Below are 17,641 nucleotides of genomic sequence, written 5' to 3'. Positions count from 1 at the left end.
AACCGGGGCGCCCGGAGGCGGCGTACCCGGGACGCCCGAACCCTGCGGCACGCCGGGCGGCGGCGTACCCGGAACCCCACCCGGACCCTGCGGGAACCCATACGCGGGCGCACCCGGAGGAGGCGTGCCCTGCGGACCCCCGGGCCCCTGCGGATACCCGTAGGACGGCGCGACCGGCGGCGTTGCGCCCTGAGGCGCACCAGGACCCTGCGAAGGGCCGGACGGCGGCGGCGCGTTCGGGTCGTCGACCGCGGGCGCCAGTGCCGTGCGCGGAAGTTGGCTGCCCCCGGACATCAGGGCGGTCTTGGCGTCCGGCGTCGCGGCCGGCGGCGGGGTGTCGTCGGCATCGGTGAGCGGCGGCGCGAACACGGTCGCCGGCAGCGGCACGGAGCGGTCGTCACCGGCGTCGGCGTTCGTGTCGGTCCCCGCCCACGGGGTTGCCGCGGAGGGCACACCCGGCGTCACGGCGTCCTGCGGACCCGAACCCGGCTCGTCGGCGGCCGCCGCAGGCCACGGCGCACCCCCACCGGGAGCCGACGGCACCCCCGGCGCGGAAGGCGCCGCGTGCGCGCCCGGCTGCCCCGGCGCACCCGGCACCGAACTCCCGCTCCCGGAAGCCCCATTGACGGACCCGCCGCCCAAGGGCGCGTCCCCGCCCGCAGAGGCGGCAGCGGCAGCGGGACGAGACCCCGCCCCGTCGGACGCCCCGGCGCCTGCCCGCCGATCCGGGATCCCCAACTTGTCCGCGGCCTCCTGCAACCACTCCGGAGGACTCAACAAGAAGGAAGTCTGGTTCAGATCGACCCGGGCCGGAGGCGCCGGCGAGGGCTCGGGCGCCGCGGCCGGCACCCCGTACTCCTCCTCGTACCGGCGGATCACCTCGCCCACCGGCAGCGCGGGCCACAGCGTGGCCTCCCCGCTGTCGCGCGCGATGACGAGCCGCTGCGCGCCCCCGTCGGAGCGCGGCCCCTCGGCCCGGTCCTCGGCCCACACCACGAACCCGAGTTCGAACTCCCGCACCCGCACCTCACGATGCTGATACGAGGCCACGTCCCCGTTGATCCACTCTTCCGCGCGCTCCTGCGCCTGCGCGAAGGTCACCATCGGAAGTTCACTCCCCCACCGAAGACACTGAAGAGACGGGCACGGCGCGCGCGAAGCCGCCGTCCACCATCAGGTTCGCCACCGTCTCCAACTCGGGCGGATTGCCCGCGAGCCGGGACAGGAACTGGTCGAAGTCGTCACCGCAGGGCAGCAGCAGCCGCTGCACCCGCTCGGCCGGCACCCAGGCGTCCTGGTCGCGGGCATCGTCGTACGCGCAGAACCAGACCGAACCGATCCCCTCACCCCTGACCTTCACGGCCAACAGCCCGCCCTGCACGAACCCGACGCCCAAGTAATCCTTGGTGAGATGGTCGCGCAGACACTTGTTGACGTAGACGAGGTCATTGACGGCGGCCTCGTCACGCACGGTGAAGAAGGGCTGGTCCACCAGGAGACCCAGCTCGGCGTCGAGCGCGGCGCCGACCGGCGCGCACCCCCCGGCCGCCTTGAGGAACGACCGATACGCACCCGGCAACCGGTACCCGAGGTCTTCCTCGACCCCCAGCACCTGTTGCTCCGTCACCGCCACAGCCGACTTCGGCAGCCCGAAGTGCGCGGGCCGCGTCTCCTGCAACGGCCGCGTGCCCCGCTTGTTGTGGTCGACGGCCGACGTCGCGATACCACCGTGATGCCGCAGCAACGCCTTGACCTCGACGGGCACCAACTCGAGCCGCCGACCGCCCTGCACGTGGTGCCAGGTCCAGCCGTGCGGGGTGGCCACCGACGGGATCGTGTCCCACAGGTCGTGACCGGTGGCGGCCAGCGCGGCGTTCGCGGAGACGTAGTCCGTGAGCCGCAGTTCGTCGACGCCGAAGCCCTCGGGGGGCTCGGCGATCTCCGCGGCGGCACGCGCGTAGAGCGAGAAGTCGGGGTAGCCGTGCTCGTCGACCCGTACACCTCTGGGGTGACGGGCAGCCCGGACCGGATCCGGGAAATGCACGACCTGCCCGGCGTAGGCCGCGTTCGGCGGCGCGGCTTGCTGCCCGAGCCGACCTGTCGTCATGGCGGTTGCCCCCTGCGGCGTTCTCAATAGCGGTATGGATCGTGGATGTCGACAGCCTATGCGGTTGAACGACACCGGTCACCGGGCCTCCGGTTCCGTGACCTGCCGTCACCCCGCCGTGACCGTACGACGAAGACCGGGCGTGTCGCGCCGCCCCAGCTTCCGCACCTGCCACGGCATTTGGCAGTCTGTCTCCGCACCGGGGGATGCACGGGAGGGAAAAACGATCATGAGCGCGACGCATACGGGCACGTCCGGGGACCCTCGGGTCGGCTGGAGCAGCGCCGAGGCACCCCAGGCCCCCGCCCTTCTGCACCGCCGTGACGGCATACTCCCCACGGTCGCCGCCGCCCTCTCCGTACGCGGTGCGACGCTCACGGGTACGGCGGCGCGCGGCGACCAGCCCCCCGCCCTGCACCCCCTCGTCCAGGACTTCCTCGACACCCTCACCAGCGCGCAACGCGACCGCTTCACCGGCCGCTGCGCCGAGGCGATCCTCATCTCCCGCCACATCGCCTCGATCGACGCCGCCCGCAGCAAGCGCGCCGCGCGCAAACCGATGACGAACGGCGAGGCCCGCAAAGCCCTCAAACAGGCCAAACTCACCGCCCGTCGCATCCGAGAGGACGGCGACCCGCTGCACGGCAGCTTCGCCGCGCCCTGCCGCTCCTGCACGGCGCTCAGCGACCACTTCGGTGTACGCATCGTCGACCCTGCCGCGCCGGAAGCCTGACCCCCCTCCCGCTCCTGTACGACGGCGTCCGCCACGCCGATGTCCCAACCCTCGACGAACGAAGGGCAGATGCACGCCGACCGCTCCTCCACCACACGCTTCTCCGTCCCCGTGGACGCCGCGCTGCGCTCCGCGGGGTGGCAGCCCGGGCGCTGGGACATAAAGCAGGCCGAATACTGGGCCGACGCGCTGCGCGGGCACGCGTCGCCGGCCGGGCACCGGCACGCCGTGTTCCCGGCGGCGGTGGAGGCGTGGGCGGAATTCGGAGGCCTCCGCGTCACCTCACCGGGCCCCGGACGCCAGCTGGCCCCCGCCACGCTCGATCTCGACCCCCTGCACGGCCTCCACATGGCCCGCACCCTCGGCGACCTCGGCCGCGCGCTGGGCACCGAGGTCTGCCCCCTCGGCGAGGAGTCCGACACCCGGGCACTCCTCGCCGTCGACGCCGAGGGTCGCGTCTACACCCTCGACCACACCGGAGACTGGTACCTGGGCCCCACCATCGACACGGCCCTCACCACCCTCCTCTCAGGCATAGAGCCCACCCGCCTCACCGCCGGCTGAAAGCGACTCCCCTCGCCCCCGCCGCCCCTACCCGTCCCGCACCTGGGGGCTGCCGCCCCCAGACCCCCGCTTCGGCCTTGACGGCCTCATCCTCAAACGCTGGACGGGCTGAAAGATCTCCAGCGCCGCCCGACATGAAGAGTGCAACGAGGGATCCAGCCGGGTGGGTGGGATGCCGGCCCGGCTGGGGACAAGAGACCGCACACCCGGAGGCACCCGCCCGCATTTGCCGACGCACGCCCCAGCGGGGAGAGGCTCCCCACGCGCTCACCCGCATCCGCCGATGCGCACCCCACACGCCCGCACCCACTCGCGCTCGCCCGACGCACCCGCCCGAAGTCGTCGGCGCACGCCTCCGGCTGGAAGGGGCGGCACTCCCCACGCACCCGCAGTCGCCGACCCACGGGAGGGGCCGTGCCGGTACATCACATGCCCCGTCGCTTACGTGGTTGCCAACAAACCGAGCCATGAAGGCCAAGCGATCTGCCACCGGCGACGGGGCGGATGTACCGGCACGGCCCCGCCCCACCCACCGGCCACAGGCGAAACCACCCACCGGCCACAGGGCGGACCCACCCCCCGGCGGAACGCCCAGCACCACGGCCCCCCTACGCCTCCGCAGGAATCACCGCAGACACCCGAAACCCACCCACATCCGTAGGCCCGGACACAAACACGCCCCCCAGCGCGGCAACCCGCTCCTTCATCCCCAGCAACCCATTACCCCCGCTGGGCAACAGCACGGACGCCCCCGCCCCGGGCTCCGGCTCCGACGGGCACTCGTTCTCCACCTGCATCGCGATCTCGGACACCCGATGCGCCAGCCGCACATGCGTCTTCGCACCCGCCGCATGCTTGTGGACGTTGGTCAGCGCCTCCTGCACCACCCGGTACGTCGTCTGCTCGACCTCCGGCGCGTACGCCCGCACATCCCCTTCCACCGACAGGTCGACGACCATCCCCGCAGCCGCCGACTGCCCGATGAGCTCGTCCAGCTCGGCAAGACAGGGGCCGTCCACGGACAGGGCCCCGGAGCCGAACCCGAACCCGGCCCCGGCTCCGACCCCGGACTCCGAGTCGTCCGCCGCCCGCGAAGCCGCCGCCGCGGCTGCCGCCCCCACCGCCGCAAGCGGCACGGACTGCACCCGCACCCCCAGTCCGTCGCCCGTACGCAGCACGCCCAGCATCTCGCGCAACTCGGTCAGCGCCTGGCGCCCCATGTCCCCGACCAGCGCCGCGTTCTTCACGGCCTTCTCGGGATCCTTCCGAGCCACGGCCTGAAGCGCGGCGGCATGGACGACCATCAGGGACACCCGATGCGCGACCACGTCATGCATCTCCCGAGCGATCCGCGTCCGCTCCTCGTTCCGCGCCCACTCGGCCCGCTCCTCCGCCCGCTCGGCGAGCAGCTGCAGCTCCCGCTCCAGCGAGTCCGCCCGCTCCCGCAGGCTCTCCATCAGCCGACGCCGCGCCCCCACGTACAGCCCGAGCAGCACGGGCGGCGCGGTCATCCCGATCGCCGTCGTAATGGAGATGAAGGGGACGAACCAGTCCCCCATGGTCACGTCCCCGCGCACCACTCCCTGATGCGCCCGCACAAAAGTGACGATCAGCATCCCGGCGAACGACATCCCCGCCAGCGCCCCGATGATCCGCCGCGGCAGCTCGGATGCGGCGAGCGTGTACAGCCCGACGAGCCCCATCAGGAACCCCATCTGGGCAGGCGTGATGGCGATGGAGACCAGGACAACGGCGATCGGCCACTTCCGCCGCAGCAGCAGCACGGACCCGGCGATCAGCCCGAACCCCACTCCCACCGGAACAGGCAGCCCCGCGTCATGCGCGAACCGGATCCCCTCCCCCGCGCACTCCACCGCGGACGCCGTCGCGAGTCCCGCATCCAGCACCGCACCGCGCCACCTGACCCACCACCACGGCCCGGTCCCGGCCGTGGTGTGCTCTTCCCCCGTCGTGGTCATGCCTCCAGCCTACGGTCGCCCCCCGCCCCTTTTCCGGCGAGTTTCACGTACTGGCCTACACCACCCTCCGTAATCGAACAGAAGCGAAACCCGCCAATATCCCTCGAACTGCTGAATCACTCACGACCCACCCCCGGAAGTCCACATTCCGTGCGGCCGCACGCCCGTGACGGCACGCACCGGAGACGCCTGCCGGGGTTGCCTCGCGATCCACTTTTCGACAGATCGCCGATCTGCACGATCGCCGTCGCATGGAAGGCACCCGGTACGGCATAGTGTTGGGTGCCCACTCGGCGACCTGACCAAATGTCCAGCTTGGTCGCGTTCAATCCCCCGTGGTGTAATTGGCAGCACTGTGGCTTTTGGTGCCATCTGTCCGGGTTCGAGTCCTGGCGGGGGAGCCATGCTCGGTTCGGGCCCTGACAGTTCCGTCAGGGCCCGCTCTCATGTCCCTCCTGATACGCCCCGGTATCCTGCGGGTGTCAAAACCCCCCATCCGAAGCCGAAGGGCATACCCGTGAGCGCCAATCGCCCGGCAGCCGTCGTCGTTCTTGCAGCGGGTGAGGGCACCCGTATGAAGTCGGCCACACCGAAGGTTCTGCACGAACTGTGTGGCCGTTCCCTGGTGGGTCATGTGCTCGCGGCCGCGCGCGAGTTGGAGCCCGAGAACCTGGTCGTGGTCGTGGGGCACGCCCGCGAGAAGGTCGTCGCGCATCTCGCCGAGATCGACCCCGCCGTACGCACGGCCGTGCAGGCCGAGCAGAACGGCACCGGGCACGCCGTGCGGATGGGCCTCGAAGAGCTCGGCGGCCATGTCGACGGCACCGTCGTCGTGGTCTGCGGCGACACCCCGCTGCTCAGTGGCGAGACCCTCCGGCGCCTCGCCGCCACGCACACACAGGACGGCAACGCCGTCACCGTGCTCACCGCCGAGGTCCCCGACGCCACCGGCTACGGCCGCATCGTGCGGGACGGCGTCAGCGGCGCGGTCACCGCGATCGTCGAGCACAAGGACGCGAGCGAGTCGCAGCGGGCCATCCGCGAGATCAACTCGGGTGTCTTCGCCTTCGACGGCCAACTGCTCGCGGACGCGCTCGGCAAGGTGCGGACGGACAACAGCCAGGGCGAGGAGTACCTGACCGACGTCCTCGGAATCCTGCGCGAGGCCGGGCACCGCGTCGGTGCGGCCGTCGCCGCCGACCACCGCGAGATCGCCGGTATCAACAACCGCGTCCAGCTCGCCGAGGCCCGCCGCATCCTCAACGACCGGCTGCTGGAGCAGGCCATGCTCGCCGGAGTGACCGTCGTCGACCCGGCCACCACCTGGGTCGACGTCACCGTCACCTTCGAGCAGGACGCGCTCGTACACCCGGGCACCCAGCTCCAGGGCGCCACGCACCTGGGCGAGGGCGCCGAGGTCGGCCCCAACTGCCGCCTCAAGGACACCAAGGTGGGGGCCGGCGCCCGTGTCAACAACACCGTCGCCGACAGCGCCGAGGTCGGGCCGCAGGCGAGCGTGGGCCCGTACGCGTATCTCCGTCCGGGCACCCGCCTCGGACTGAAGGCCAAGGTCGGCACGTACGTCGAGACGAAGAACGCGACGATCGGCGAGGGCACCAAGATCCCGCACCTGTCCTACGTGGGCGACGCGACGATCGGCGACTACTCGAACATCGGTGCCGCCAGTGTCTTCGTGAACTATGACGGAAAGGACAAACACCACACGACGGTCGGCTCGCACTGCCGCACGGGTTCGGACAACATGTTTGTGGCTCCTGTCACGGTCGGGGACGGCGCGTACACCGCGGCGGGCTCGGTCATCACCAAGGACGTGCCGCCCGGTTCGCTGGCCGTGGCCCGTGGCCAGCAGCGGAATATCGAGGGTTGGGTGGCTCGCAAGCGTCCGGGGAGCGCGGCCGCGAAGGCGGCGGAGGCGGCTTCCCGGGAGCCGGAAGGCGAAGCCTGACCGGAAACGGGCACGTCCGACACGGCGTACCGTGATAAGTGCACACCGCACCGTGCACCCGCACCCCCAGCTGAGACGACCCCTCACGCCCAGTGGAGATGTCCTCTCAACACCCAGCTGAGAAACCTCTGAGGAGACAGTGCTGTGACCGGGATCAAGACGACCGGCGAGAAGAAGATGATGTTCTTCTCCGGCCGCGCCCACCCCGAGCTTGCCGAGGAGGTCGCCCACAAGCTGGGTGTCGGGGTCGTCCCGACGAAGGCCTTCGACTTCGCGAACGGCGAGATCTACATCCGCTACCAGGAGTCCGCCCGCGGCGCCGACTGCTTCCTGATGCAGAGCCACACGGCTCCGATCAACAAGTGGATCATGGAGCAGCTGATCATGATCGACGCTCTGAAGCGGGCCTCCGCCCGGAGCATCACGGTCATCGTGCCCTTCTACGGTTACGCCCGGCAGGACAAGAAGCACCGCGGACGTGAACCCATCTCGGCGCGTCTGATCGCGGACCTGATGAAGACGGCCGGGGCGGACCGCATCCTCACGGTCGACCTGCACACCGACCAGATCCAGGGCTTCTTCGACGGCCCGGTCGACCACCTCTTCGCGCTGCCGATCCTCGCGGACTACGTGGGCGCCAAGGTCGACAGGTCGAAGCTCACCGTCGTGTCCCCGGACGCCGGCCGGGTGCGCGTCGCCGACCGCTGGTGCGACCGTCTCGACGCCCCGCTGGCCATCGTGCACAAGCGCCGCGACAAGGACGTCGCCAACCAGGTCACCGTCCACGAGGTGGTCGGTGACGTGAAGGGCCGCGTCTGCGTGCTCGTCGACGACATGATCGACACCGGCGGCACCATCTGCGCCGCCGCCGACGCGCTGTTCGCGCACGGCGCGGAGGACGTCATCGTGACGGCCACGCACGGCGTGCTCTCTGGTCCCGCGGCCGACCGTCTGAAGAACTCCAAGGTCAGCGAGTTCATCTTCACGGACACCCTGCCGACCCCGGGCGAGCTGGAGCTCGACAAGATCACGGTGCTGTCGATCGCCCCGACCATCGCGAACGCGGTGCGTGAGGTCTTCGAGGACGGCTCGGTGACGAGCCTGTTCGAGGAGCAGTAAGCCCTCGAACCCCTCGATCTCCTAGATCGATTTCTTGTACGGCCTCCCTGCCGCGTAAGCTGTCACAGTTGCTCGGCGAGGGAGGCCGTACCGCTTCAAGGCGGGTACGGCGATCCGTTATCGACGCGCTCTTCGTAGCAGGCCGATTCATATGGCCGGGTGACCTCCCCCAAGCTCTGGACTTCGTTCGAGCGGGGGATCGCAATCGCCAAGATCTACGAGGAGTGAACATGTCCGAGGTCAAGCTCGCCGCCCAGACCCGCACCGAGTTCGGCAAGGGCGCCGCCCGCCGCATCCGCCGCGAGAACCAGGTTCCCGGCGTTGTCTACGGCCACGGTGCCGAGCCGGTCCACGTGACGCTCCCGGGCCACGACCTGCTCCTCGCGCTGCGCACCCCGAACGTCCTGCTCTCCCTGGACATCGAGGGCAAGACCGAGCTGGCGATCCCGAAGGCCGTCCAGCGTGACGCGATCAAGGGCTACCTCGTGCACGTCGACCTGATCCTCGTGAAGCGCGGCGAGAAGGTCACCGTCGAGATCCCGGTCCAGACCGAGGGCGAGCTGGCCGCCGGTGGCAACCTGCTGGAGCACGTGCTCAACACCCTGACCGTCGAGGCCGAGGCCACGCACATCCCCGAGTCGGTCACCGTCTCCGTCGAGGGCCTCGAGGCCGGCGCCTCCGTCCACGCCAAGGACATCCCGCTCCCCGCGGGCACCACGCTGGCCATCGACGAGGACGCCGTCGTCCTGCAGGTCCTGGCCGCCCAGGCCGAGGAGCCGGCCGCCGAGGGTGCCGAGGGCGAGACCGAGGCCGCCGAGGCCTGATCCTCCCGGATTCCCGTCCGTCAGCCGCCGCTCCGCGAGGGAGCGGCGGCTGACGCGTATAAAGCGTCGTACGAGCAAAGCGCCGTACGGGCAGTGCGTCGTACGAGCAGAGCGTCGTACGAGCCTCGCATGAAGGTCTGGCATGAAGGAGAAGCGGACGTGACGACCGACGCCAACGCCCCGTGGCTGATCGTGGGCCTCGGCAACCCCGGCCCCGAGTACGCCAAGAACCGGCACAACGTGGGCTTCATGGTCGCCGACCTGCTGGCGGAACGGATCGGCGGGAAGTTCAAGCGGGCCGGGAAGGCACAGGCGCAGGTGATCGAGGGGCGCATCGGCCCGCCCGGTCCGGCGAACCGCCGGGTGATCCTGGCCAAGCCGATGTCGTACATGAACCTGTCCGGCGGCCCGGTGACCGCGCTGCGGGACTTCTACAAGGTGCCGGTGGCGAACATCGTCGCCGTCCACGACGAACTGGACATCGACTACGGCGTGCTGCGGCTCAAGCTCGGCGGCGGCGACAACGGCCACAACGGGCTGAAGTCGATGACGAAGGCGATGGGTCCGGACTACCACCGGGTGCGGTTCGGCATCGGGCGCCCTCCGGGCCGGATGCAGGTCGCCGACTTCGTGCTGAAGGACTTCGCGTCGGCGGAGCGCAAGGAGCTGGACTACTTCGTGGACCGCGCGGCGGACGCCGCAGAGTGCCTCGTGATCGAGGGCCTGGAGCGGGCGCAGAGCACGTACAACTCGTAGGCGGCGCGCACAGCTCGCAGCCGGTCGACGTACTCGTACAACTGCCGACTTGTCCGCCCACCGCGCCCCGCGGGAGTTGACCGAGCGCACGGCCATGGCCAATGATCCCGGCCATGCCTGCCGTCACCGCAAGTCGAGGCTCCCGTCAGAGCACCCACACGGCCCTGCGGTTCGGACGGCTCGCGGCAATGGGTGCGGTCGCGGGACTGATCCTGATCGCGGGCGTCTGGGCCTCCTGGGGCACCGCCCAGCACGTGATGCTGGGCAAGGGCCGGGAGCAGGGCACGATGACCGTGAAGGCGTGCTCGGGCGAGCGCTGCACGGGGCCGTACACGCCGACGTCGGCGGGTTCGAAGGCGCGGGCCCGCGTCACCATCGAGCAGTCGGTGGCGGTGAAGAAGGGCCAGACGTACACCGTCACGGTGAAACCCGGCAGCAGCGACGTCGTCCGCAGCGGCCCGGCCGGGCTCCTCTACGCCTGGGTGCCCCTCGCGGGCGCCCTGCTGCTCGCCTCGGTGGTGGTCGCGGGCGGCCTGCGCCTCACACGCGTGGCGTGGGTGATGGCGGGGCTGGGGATCGCTCAGCTGACGGTCACGTTCCTGGCGCTCTGATCTGCGGATCCCGGTCGGAGATCGCCTTCACATCCATGGAAGATCTGTGCGTTCCCTGATTGTTATCCGTGACTATTGGGGCGATACATGGCACATGGCGCAGGAGGGATTTTCTTCTGCTTGACCGATGGTCAGCGGAACAGGAGGCTGAGCCGCCCCCTCCACGTCTTCCGTTTCTCTTCTCGAAGATGGACTGCCCATGCGTAGCCTCACGCGCGCCGGCGCTCTCGTCGCCGGCGCATCCGCCGTACTGCTCATCGCCCCCTCGGCCCACGCCACCGCTCCCGGCGACAACGGCACCGTAAAGATCCACGACGCCACCACCGGCGAGGAGCTCCGCAAGAACGAGCCGCACGTCTGCACCTTCTACCTCGACGCCTTCGGCTTCGACGGCGTCCAGCAGGTCGACTGGCACATCGAGGCCTGGGCCCCGACCGCCGCGACCAAGGGCGAGACCGTGAAGTCCGGCGCGCTCACGCTGGACGCCGAGGGCCACGGCCGCACGAACGAACTGTCCCTGCCCGACGGCCACTACAAGCTGTTCTGGAACTTCGACGGCGAGAAGGGCGCGGCCAAGCACAAGGTCTTCTGGACCGACTGCACGGACGAGCAGGAGGGCGGCTCCACGCCGTCTTCGTCCGCCTCCCCGTCGAGCACGGCCGGAGCGAGCGCGTCCCCCACCTCGCCCGCCTCCGGTGAAAGCGCCGAGGCGGCCCCCTCGGCGTCCTCCTCCCCGTCCGCACAGGGCGGCGGCGACCTCGCCGAGACCGGCAGCAGCGCACCCGTCGGCGCCCTCTCGGCCGCGGCGGCCGCGCTCGTCGCGGCGGGCGGCTACCTGGTGATCCGCCGCCGCAAGGCGAACAACGCCTGACATGCGAAAAGCGGTGCCCCCGTGCTCGTACGACCACGGGGGCACCGCCAATTCCCTCAAGGTCAGCCGGTGTTGCGCAGTCCCGCCGCCACACCGTTCACCGTCAGGAGCAGCGCCCGCGACAGCAGCGGGTCCGCCTCCGCACCGGCGGCCGCCTCGTCGCGCTGGCGCTTGAGGAGGGCGACCTGGAGGTAGGAGATCGGGTCCAGGTAGGCGTCGCGGATGGCGAAGGTCTGCTGCAGGACCGGGTTGGTGTCCAGCAGCTTCTCGCCGCCGGTGATGCGGAGCACCTCGCGGACCGTCAGCTCGTGCTCGGCCTCGATGGTGGCGAACACATGCTTCAGCTCGTCCGGCACCAGCGTGTCGACGTAGTGGCGGGCGATCCGCAGGTCGGTCTTGGCCAGCGTCATCTCGACGTTGGACAGGAAGTTGCGGAAGAAGTGCCACTGGCCGTGCATCTCGTCGAGCACGGTGTCCAGGCCGGCCTCGCGCAGCGCCTTGAGCCCGGAGCCGACGCCGAACCAGCCGGGCACGATCTGCCGGGACTGGGTCCAGCCGAACACCCACGGGATCGCCCGCAGCCCGTCCAGCCCGGCCCCGCTGTCGGGACGACGGGAGGGCCGCGACCCGAGGTGCAGGTCGGCGAGCTGGTCGACGGGGGTGGCGGCGAAGAAGTACGCGGGCAGGTCGGGGTCCTCGACCAGCCTGCGGTAGGCGGCGTGCGCGGCGTCCGAGACGACGTCCATCGCGGCGTCCCAGCGGGCCAACGCCTCGTCCGACTGGCGGGGCGCGGTGTGCAGGGCGGAGGCCTGCAGGGTGGCGGCGACCGTCAGTTCCAGGTTCTCCCTCGCGAGCGAGGGCACCAGGTACTTGTCGGAGATGACCTCGCCCTGCTCGGTCACCTTGATCTCGCCCTCCAGGGTGCCCCAGGGCTGGGCGAGGATCGCGTCGTGCGAGGGGCCGCCGCCGCGGCCGACGGTGCCACCGCGGCCGTGGAACAGGCGAAGGCGTACGCCGTAGCGGTGGGCGACGTCGCGCAGCCGGCGCTGGGCGCGGTGGATCTCCCACTGCGAGGTGGTGATGCCGCCGAACTTGGAGGAGTCGGAGTAGCCGAGCATGACCTCCTGGACGTCGCCGCGCAGCGCGACCAGGCGCCGGTAGGAGGGATCGGAGAGCATGTCCTCCAGGATGGTGTCGGCGGCCTTCAGCTCGTCGGTGGTCTCCAGCAGCGGCACGATGCCGATCTTCGCCCAGCCCGCGTGCAGGTCCAAAAGCCCCGCCTCACGGGCGAGGACCGCCGCCGCGAACACATCGTCGGCACCCTGGCACATCGAGATGATGTACGACTCGATCACCTCCGGCCCGAAGATCTCCAACGCCTTCTTGACCGTCCCGAACACGCCAAGGGTCTTGTGACCTGCGGCGTCGAGCGGCGCGGGAGTGGGGGCGAGGGGCCGCCGGGACCGCAGCTCCTTGGCGAGGAGCTTGGCACGGTAGTCGCGGGGCATGTCGACGTAGCGCCAGGACTCCTCGCCGAGGCGGTCGAAGAGCTGGCCGAGCGCGTGATGGTGGGCGTCCGCGTGCTCGCGTACGTCCATGGTCGCCAGCTGCAGACCGAACGCGGCCAGCGTGCGGATCGTCCGGTTCATCCGGCCGTCCGCGAACAGTGCGCCACGGTGCTCGCGCAGCGAGGTCTGGATCAGCGTCAGATCCCGCAGCAGCTCGGCCGTGCCCAGGTAGTCCCGCCCGTCCTCGTGCGCGGTGCCCTTGGCCAGGCGCTGCTTGGTGTTCTCCAGCTTCTGCCGGATGCAGGTCGCCTTCAGCCGGTAGGGCTCCTCCGCGTTCAGCCGCTTGTAACGCGGGCTGATCTCCGGCAGCCGCTCCAGATCCGTCCGCAACGAGTCCAGCAGGTCCTCCGTCGCACCCGTGTAGCGAATCGAGTTCGACAGGAAGCCCCGCAGCTCGTCGATCAGCTCCAGCGCGTCGTTGATGCCGTGTTCGTGCTGCAGGATCAGCACATCCCAGGTGACATCGGGGGTGACGTTCGGGTTGCCGTCCCGGTCACCGCCGATCCAGGTGCCGAAGGTCAGCGGTCGCGTCTCGTCCGGGACCTGGACGCCGACGCGCTCGAGCTCCGCCGTCAGATCCTCCAGTACGTCGCCGACCGCGCCGGCGTGCAGTTCGTCCAGGTAGTAGATGGCGTTGCGGGCCTCGTCCGCGGGCTCCGGACGCACCACACGCAGCTCGTCGGTCTGCCACACCAGGTCGATGTTCTCCGCCAGCCGGGTGTCGTACCGGCGGCGGTCGGCCTCGATGACCGGGGTCTCCAGCAGCGCGGCGATACGGCGCAGCTTGTTCAGGACCGAACGGCGCGCGGCCTCCGTCGGGTGAGCCGTGAACACCGGACGGACATTGAGGTTCTTGACCGTCTCGCGCAGGTGCTCGGGGTCGGCGTCCTTGAGCCGGTCGGCCGTGCGGGAGAGCAGGCCGCCCTCCGCGGCGCGCTTGGCGCGCAGCTCGCGGCCGCGGTGCACCTGCTCGGTCACGTTCGCCAGATGGAAGTACGTCGAGAAGGCGCGGACCAGCTTGGCCGCGGTCTCCAGCTCCGTGCCACGCAGCAGCTCGGCGGCGGCCTCGCCGTCCTCACGGGTCAGTCGGCGGACCTTCTCGACCAGTTCCAGCAGTTCCGGGCCTTCCTGCCGGACGAGGGTCTCGCCGAGCAGATCGCCGAGGCGGCGGATGTCGGCGCGCAGCTCGCTGCTGGTCATGGTGTTCTGGTCGTCGGCACTGCTCACAGGTGCGGCTCCTTGCAGTGTTGAAGCTCGTCCGAAGAGTGTGGAAGCTCGTCTGAAGCTCGTCTGGGAGGGAACCCGGGTGGCGACCGCGCGGCGGGTGCCGCTTAGGGACGTGGCATCCGGGAAGAAATCAGAACGGACCGCGCTGTCCGACCGACTCCAAGGATAGGTGTCCATGTGGACGCGCAGGCTCACGGGCTCTTGCCGACGGGCTACGCGCTGCCATACTTACGACGCCGTAGGTTACGGAAGCGTAGGTACTCTCGTCGGATAACGGGAGGACCCTGAGATCCGTACCCCGGACTTCTGGCTCAACCCTCTCCCCGGACATCTGCCTTCACCCTCGAACCCCACAGGGGACGCCCATGACCACGCGCTCCGATGTGATCGACGACGCCCCGCAGGCGAACCGTGACACCCCGCTCCCCTCCGCCACGCTGGGCGGCGAGCAGAAGCGGTCGCTCGAACAGATCACGCTTCTGCTCTTCATCACCGTCCCGTTCCTCGCGTTGGTCGCGGCGGTGCCTCTGGCCTGGGGCTGGGGGGTGAGCTGGCTGGATCTCGGCCTGCTGGTCTTCTTCTACTACCTGGGCTGCCACGGCATCACGATCGGCTTCCACCGCTACTTCACGCACGGTTCCTTCAAGGCGAAACGCCCGCTGCGGATCGCGCTGGCGATCGCCGGTTCGATGGCGGTGGAGGGGCCCCTCGTGCGCTGGGTCGCCGACCACCGCAAGCACCACAAGTTCTCGGACGCCGAGGGCGACCCGCATTCGCCCTGGCGCTTCGGCGAGACGGTTCCGGCGCTGATGAAGGGCCTGTGGTGGGCTCACATCGCCTGGATGTTCGACGAGGAGCAGACCCCGCAGGACAAGTACGCGCCGGATCTGATCAAGGACCCGGCGATCCGCGCGATCTCGCGTCAGTTCATCTACTGGACCATGCTCTCCCTGGCCCTTCCGCCGCTGATCGGCGGCCTGGCGACGATGTCGTGGTGGGGCGCGTTCACCGGCTTCTTCTGGGGCTCACTCGTCCGGGTGGGCCTGCTGCACCATGTGACCTGGTCGATCAACTCGATCTGCCACGCGGTGGGCAAGCGCCCCTTCAAGTCGCGTGACCGCTCGGGCAACGTGTGGTGGCTGGCCGTGCTCTCCTGCGGCGAGTCCTGGCACAACCTGCACCACGCCGACCCGACCTCCGCGCGGCACGGTGTGGAGCGCGGCCAGCTGGACTCCTCGGCCCGGATCATCCGCTGGTGCGAGCAGCTCGGCTGGGCGTACGACGTGCGCTGGCCGTCACGCTCGCGTATCGATTCCCGCCGTAATACCGACGGGACCGGCTCCCGACGCAAGACGGAAACCCCCGAAGCGGCATGATTGACAGCGTGGCGACCGACTCCAGCAGCACCTCGAGCAGCAATGAGAAGCCGCGGCGCGCGCGTCGCACCCGCATGACCGGTGCCGAGCGCCGTCAGCAGCTGCTGGAGATCGGCCGCACCCTGTTCGCGGCCAAGGGCTTCGAGGGCACGTCGGTGGAGGAGATCGCGGCGAAGGCCGGGGTCTCCAAGCCGGTGGTGTACGAGCACTTCGGCGGCAAGGAGGGCCTGTACGCGGTGGTGGTGGACCGCGAGATGCGCCGTCTGCTGGACATGGTGACGGGTTCGCTGACCGCAGGGCACCCCCGTGAGCTCTGCGAGCAGGCCGCGTTCGCCCTCCTGGACTACATCGAGGAGTACACGGACGGCTTCCGCATCCTGGTCCGCGACTCCCCCATCCCCCAGTCGACGGGCTCCTTCGCCTCGCTCATCTCCGACATCGCCACCCAGGTGGAGGACATCCTGGGCCGCGAATTCAAGAGCCGCGGCTTCGACCCGAAGCTCGCCCCGCTGTACGCGCAGGCCCTGGTCGGCATGGTCGCCCTGACGGGCCAGTGGTGGCTCGACGTCCGCAAGCCCCGCAAGGCCGAGGTCGCCGCCCATCTGGTGAACCTCGCCTGGCACGGCCTGGACGGCCTGGAGCCGAAGCCGCGGCTGATAGGCCATCGCAAGTCCTAGGACTGTATGGGTTCCAGAAACTCCAGGCGGTTGCCGACGGGGTCCTCCGAGTAGAAGCGCCGGTGGCCGGGGAGGCCGTCGTCCCAGGTGACCGGCGCGTGATGGGCCGCGAGGCGTCCGGCGTACGCCTCGATGTCCCGGACCCGCAGCCCTGGGTGCGCCTTCTTGGCGGCCCGGAAGTGATCCTCGATCCCCAGGTGCAGCTGCACGGCTCCCGCCCGGAACCAGCAGCCTCCGCGGGCGGCGAGAACGGGCGGTTTGGTCATCTCGGTCATCCCGAGGACATCGACGTAATACGCGCGCAGCCGGTCCTCGGCCCCCGGCGGGGCGGCGAGCTGCACATGGTCGACGGTGACGAGCATCAGGCGGCGGCCTTCCTGGCCACGGCGAACAGTCGGCGGAAGGGGAGCACCGTGCCGTACGGCTCCGTCGGATAGGCGTCGCGCAGCAGGTCCCGGTATTCGCCCACGAAGGCGTCCCGGGCCTCCGGGTCGTCCGCGAGGGCCGTGAGGGCGGGTCGCAGCCCCGTACCCTTCGCCCAGTCCAGCACCGGGTCCTCGCCCGGCAGCAGCTGCATGTACGTCGTCTCCCAGACGTCCGCCTCGCAGCCGAGCCGGGCCAGCCGGTCCAGGTAGACCAGCGGATCGTGGACCGAGTCCTCATGACGCAGGACACCGTCGAGCAGGTCCTTCCAGCGGGCGGTGGCCGCGAGTTCGCGCATCAGGGCGTGCAGCGGCGCGTCGATGTTGTTGGGGATCTGGAAGGCGAAGGTACCGCCGGGGGCCAGCGCGTCGAGCCAGGCAGGGAAGGACTCCAGATGCCCCGGCACCCACTGGAGCGCCGCGTTCGAGACGATCAGGTCGTACGTCTCCGGGGGCGCCCAGCGCGTGAGGTCGGCGTGGGCGAAGTCGAGCCGGCCGCCGCCGGCCGTGGGACCGGCATACTCCGTGGTCCTGGCGAGCATCTCCGGGGAGTTGTCGTAGCCGGTGATGTGCGCGGTGGGCCAGCGCTCGGCGAGCTGGGTGGTGACGTTGCCGGGGCCGCAGCCGAGGTCGGCGATGCGGGCCGGTTCGCGGGGCGGGGCCGGGACGCGGGCGAGGAGGTCGGCGAAGGGGCGGGCGCGGTGCTCCGCGTGACGCAGGTACTGGCTCGGGTCCCAGGCGGGGGTGGTGGCGGCTGACATGGGTGGGGCCTCCTGAAAAGCAGGGAAACCATCTTGAGGACTGTCTCGAGAGCTGATCGAGCTGCCGCGAGAATTATCTT

Annotated in this window: 15 protein-coding genes, 1 tRNA gene and 1 pseudogene; 11 read left to right on the top strand and 6 right to left on the bottom strand. The window is 70.3% G+C overall.

All coding sequences use genetic code 11. The features are described from left to right. Both ACIBK0_RS30330 and ACIBK0_RS30325 read right to left on the bottom strand, forming a co-directional pair. A pseudogene (locus tag ACIBK0_RS30330) lies at positions 1-1,104 on the bottom strand (hypothetical protein); the annotation flags it as partial. A 7-nt stretch (positions 1,105-1,111) separates the two neighbouring features. Continuing rightward, positions 1,112-2,107, bottom strand: coding sequence for an SMI1/KNR4 family protein (locus ACIBK0_RS30325; protein WP_399086937.1), 996 nt, complete (start codon positions 2,105-2,107; stop codon positions 1,112-1,114). A gap of 229 nt (positions 2,108-2,336) precedes the next feature. Here ACIBK0_RS30325 and ACIBK0_RS30320 point away from each other — a divergent pair, with 229 nt between their 5' ends. Beyond that, a complete protein-coding gene (locus ACIBK0_RS30320) occupies positions 2,337-2,840 on the top strand; it encodes a YwqJ-related putative deaminase (RefSeq protein ID WP_399086935.1) in 504 nt (167 codons plus the stop codon). Between the two features lie 69 nt (positions 2,841-2,909). After that, on the top strand, positions 2,910-3,404 hold the full coding sequence (locus tag ACIBK0_RS30315) for an SUKH-3 domain-containing protein (RefSeq protein WP_399086933.1): 495 nt from the start codon (positions 2,910-2,912) through the stop codon (positions 3,402-3,404). Between the two features lie 608 nt (positions 3,405-4,012). On the opposite strand, the gene ACIBK0_RS30310 is transcribed toward ACIBK0_RS30315, so the two are convergent. Further along, a complete protein-coding gene (locus tag ACIBK0_RS30310) occupies positions 4,013-5,383 on the bottom strand; it encodes a sensor histidine kinase (protein ID WP_399086931.1) in 1,371 nt (456 codons plus the stop codon). Between the two features lie 329 nt (positions 5,384-5,712). On the opposite strand from ACIBK0_RS30310, the gene ACIBK0_RS30305 reads away from it, so the two are divergent. The 7 genes from ACIBK0_RS30305 (at position 5,713) to ACIBK0_RS30275 (ending at position 11,530) form a co-directional block, all read left to right on the top strand. Next, positions 5,713-5,787 (top strand) — tRNA-Gln (locus ACIBK0_RS30305). A 113-nt stretch (positions 5,788-5,900) separates the two neighbouring features. Then, on the top strand, positions 5,901-7,349 hold the full coding sequence (glmU, locus tag ACIBK0_RS30300; protein ID WP_399086929.1) for a bifunctional UDP-N-acetylglucosamine diphosphorylase/glucosamine-1-phosphate N-acetyltransferase GlmU: 1,449 nt from the start codon (positions 5,901-5,903) through the stop codon (positions 7,347-7,349). 144 nt (positions 7,350-7,493) lie between these two features. After that, entirely contained in the window at positions 7,494-8,468 is a 975-nt protein-coding gene (locus ACIBK0_RS30295; RefSeq protein WP_399086927.1) for a ribose-phosphate diphosphokinase, read from the top strand. 230 nt (positions 8,469-8,698) lie between these two features. Continuing rightward, a complete protein-coding gene (locus tag ACIBK0_RS30290; protein ID WP_399086925.1) occupies positions 8,699-9,292 on the top strand; it encodes a 50S ribosomal protein L25/general stress protein Ctc in 594 nt (197 codons plus the stop codon). A gap of 129 nt (positions 9,293-9,421) precedes the next feature. Then, a complete protein-coding gene (gene pth, locus ACIBK0_RS30285; protein WP_399086923.1) occupies positions 9,422-10,048 on the top strand; it encodes an aminoacyl-tRNA hydrolase in 627 nt (208 codons plus the stop codon). Positions 10,049-10,149: 101 nt separating this feature from the next. Then, on the top strand, positions 10,150-10,659 hold the full coding sequence (locus ACIBK0_RS30280; RefSeq protein ID WP_399086921.1) for a hypothetical protein: 510 nt from the start codon (positions 10,150-10,152) through the stop codon (positions 10,657-10,659). Between the two features lie 199 nt (positions 10,660-10,858). Next, a complete protein-coding gene (locus ACIBK0_RS30275) occupies positions 10,859-11,530 on the top strand; it encodes an LPXTG cell wall anchor domain-containing protein (RefSeq protein ID WP_399086919.1) in 672 nt (223 codons plus the stop codon). A 62-nt stretch (positions 11,531-11,592) separates the two neighbouring features. On the opposite strand, the gene ppc is transcribed toward ACIBK0_RS30275, so the two are convergent. Then, positions 11,593-14,325 carry a phosphoenolpyruvate carboxylase gene (ppc, locus tag ACIBK0_RS30270; protein WP_399086917.1) on the bottom strand — a complete coding sequence of 911 codons (2,733 nt, stop codon included), beginning with the start codon at positions 14,323-14,325 and terminating at the stop codon, positions 11,593-11,595. A 365-nt stretch (positions 14,326-14,690) separates the two neighbouring features. Here ppc and ACIBK0_RS30265 point away from each other — a divergent pair, with 365 nt between their 5' ends. Further along, a complete protein-coding gene (locus tag ACIBK0_RS30265; RefSeq protein WP_399086915.1) occupies positions 14,691-15,701 on the top strand; it encodes an acyl-CoA desaturase in 1,011 nt (336 codons plus the stop codon). Next, entirely contained in the window at positions 15,698-16,378 is a 681-nt protein-coding gene (locus ACIBK0_RS30260) for a TetR family transcriptional regulator (RefSeq protein WP_399086913.1), read from the top strand. The genes ACIBK0_RS30265 and ACIBK0_RS30260 overlap by 4 nt, the downstream gene beginning before the upstream one ends. Here ACIBK0_RS30260 and ACIBK0_RS30255 read toward each other — a convergent pair. Beyond that, complete coding sequence (locus ACIBK0_RS30255; protein ID WP_399086911.1) at positions 16,375-16,740, bottom strand: glyoxalase; 366 nt, start codon at positions 16,738-16,740, stop codon at positions 16,375-16,377. The two genes, ACIBK0_RS30260 and ACIBK0_RS30255, sit on opposite strands and share 4 nt — an antisense overlap. Further along, a complete protein-coding gene (locus ACIBK0_RS30250) occupies positions 16,740-17,561 on the bottom strand; it encodes a trans-aconitate 2-methyltransferase (RefSeq protein WP_399086909.1) in 822 nt (273 codons plus the stop codon). Before ACIBK0_RS30250 ends, ACIBK0_RS30255 begins: the two co-directional genes overlap by 1 nt. Between the last annotated feature and the right edge of the window lie 80 nt (positions 17,562-17,641).

The organism is Streptomyces sp. NPDC050564 (assembly GCF_044457265.1).
Taxonomy (GTDB): Bacteria; Actinomycetota; Actinomycetes; order Streptomycetales; family Streptomycetaceae; genus Streptomyces.
Note: the sequence above shows the minus strand (reverse complement) of the source record. Positions and strands in the feature narration are given on the sequence as shown.